The sequence below is a fragment of the Kitasatospora sp. NPDC058406 genome (assembly GCF_042722765.1).
GTDB lineage: Bacteria > Actinomycetota > Actinomycetes > Streptomycetales > Streptomycetaceae > Kitasatospora.
Window position 1 is genome coordinate 5,942 of sequence record NZ_JBHXKE010000331.1, and the last position, 2,030, is coordinate 7,971.

The following is a 2,030-nucleotide window of genomic DNA, read 5'->3' on the forward strand; positions in this document are numbered from 1 at the left end:
CGCGCACAGTAACGGCCGGGGCCGCGACTCTGAAGAGTCGCTGCCCCGGCCTTTTGCGTGCTCCGAACCGCCCGAACCACGTGCCCGGCTGCGGCTCCCGTGCGGACACGGGGGAAGCTTCGGGGGGGGGTCGGCCGACAGCCTCGAAAGACAGAAGAGCCGCGTACGGTCGCCCTCACCGACGACCGTACGCGGCATCTCCTCCTGCCGGGGTGCTCTGCGCACCGCTCTCGCCCGTCCGCGTGTCAACGCGGTCGCGGCCTCCCCGGCGGCACCGGCTCCCCGTCCCCAGGGGATCCAGTGCCCGTTCTGTGGGCCGGCCCGGAGGCCGACCGGTCCCGGCCGGTGGGTCAGTGGCCGATCAGATCGGCGACCGCCTGAGCCTGGGTCGCCATCTGCTCCCAGCCCCCGAACAGGCTGACCAGCAGCACCGCGCAGGGCAGTGCCATGGCCACCGCCACGGCCGGGTGCCTGGTGGGCTCCGCGGCCTGGGGCTGAGTGAAGGCCGGCCGACGGCGGCGGGAGGTCGTTCCCGTGAGCTGCGCTGCCATGCCCTGACTCCTGATTCGTGAGCAGTTCTGTGTGAAGGTGGACGCGGTGGACGGCTTACCTCGGGGGACGAGCTCCCCGTCCACCGCTGAGGACAACGCTATGGCCCGAGGGGTTCGGTGGGCGTCATGCCGTCGTACTGTTCTCCGGGCCTCCCGGAGGATGACGCTCGGACCTGGGGACTACTACCGCAGGGGGAGACGTCCTCCGTCGCACCCCCGGGGGAACCCTGAGGGGCGACCCCGAGAAACGTTTCAGCAGCCGCGTCCCGAGGTCAGTCCAAGATCGGACTATCGGACGGTGGCTTGAGGTGTTGCGTATCAGCACACCGCAGCAGGCAGTCCGTAAGCTGTGCCAGACAGGAACTGACGACGCCCCAACCGACGGGGCCTCACCCACGGTCTGACGGGGAACGAAGATGGCGATGATGCGGCTGAGGCGTGAGGACCCCCGCATCGTCGGGCCGTACCGCCTGCACCGGCGGCTGGGAGCCGGTGGGATGGGGGTGGTCTATCTCGGCTCGGACCGCCGGGGGCAGCGCGTCGCACTCAAGCTGATCCGGGCCGAACTGGCCGAGGACATCGAGTTCCGCACCCGCTTCGCCCGCGAGATCGCCGCCGCCTCCAAGATCCGGGGCGCCTGCACCGCCCGCGTGATGGGCTCCGACATCGAGGCCGACCGCCCCTGGCTGGCCACCGCGTACGTCCCCGGGCCGTCGCTGTACAAGCGGGTCGGCGACGACGGACCGCTGAGCTGGCCCGAAGCGGCCCGGATCGGAGCCGCGCTCGCCGACGGGCTGGTCAAGGTACACGAGGCCGGGGTCGTCCACCGGGACCTCAAGCCGTCCAACATCCTGCTCTCGCCACGCGGCCCGCGCATCATCGACTTCGGTATCGCCTGGTCCCGCGGGGCCAGCACCCTGACCCACGTCGGCACGGCGGTCGGCTCCCCGGGCTTCCTCGCGCCCGAGCAGGTCCGGGGGGCCGCCGTCACGCCCGCGACCGACGTCTTCGCCTTCGGGGCCACCCTGGCGTACGCGCTCACCGGCGACACCCCGTTCGGTTCGGGCGCCTCCTCGGAGGTCATGCTCTACCGGGTCGTCCACGAGGAACCCGACCTCACCGCGGTACCGCCCCAGCTGGCACCGCTGATCCGGGCCTGCCTGGCCAAGGAGCCCGCCGAACGGCCCGGCGCCGCCGCCCTGCACGAGCGGCTGAGCGAGCTGGCCGCGCGCGGCACCGCGGCGGGCGGAGCCTCCGGCGGGACGTTCGGACGGAACCGCGGCTCCTCCGACGGCAGTACGGCACGCGACGCCGCGGCGGAGCGGAACGGGGCGGCCCCGGGTGGCGCCGCCGCAGCCGCCCCCGGGGCGACCCGGCCGCTCACCGCGCGCGGCACCGAGGGGCGGCCCGGAGCCGCCGTCCGGCCGGCCGGCAGCGTCCCGCCGGGACCACCGGCCGCCGCCCCGCGCGGTGTCCCGG

At 73.8% G+C, this 2,030-nt stretch carries 2 protein-coding genes; one reads left to right on the top strand and one right to left on the bottom strand.

The window, feature by feature from the left end:
* Positions 1-350 precede the first annotated feature (350 nt).
* Positions 351-551 (bottom strand): hypothetical protein, encoded by a 201-nt coding sequence (locus tag ACFWOG_RS37530; RefSeq protein ID WP_329882283.1) that lies wholly within the window; start codon positions 549-551, stop codon positions 351-353.
* A gap of 416 nt (positions 552-967) precedes the next feature.
* On the opposite strand from ACFWOG_RS37530, the gene ACFWOG_RS37535 reads away from it, so the two are divergent.
* On the top strand, positions 968-2,030 hold a 1,063-nt coding region (locus ACFWOG_RS37535; protein WP_380363935.1), incomplete at its 3' end, for a serine/threonine-protein kinase.

Bases quoted from the DNA above. Each gene is read 5' to 3' on its own strand.
- ACFWOG_RS37530 (WP_329882283.1), bottom strand. From the start codon at position 551: ATGGCAGCGCAGCTCACGGGAACGACCTCCCGCCGCCGTCGGCCGGCC.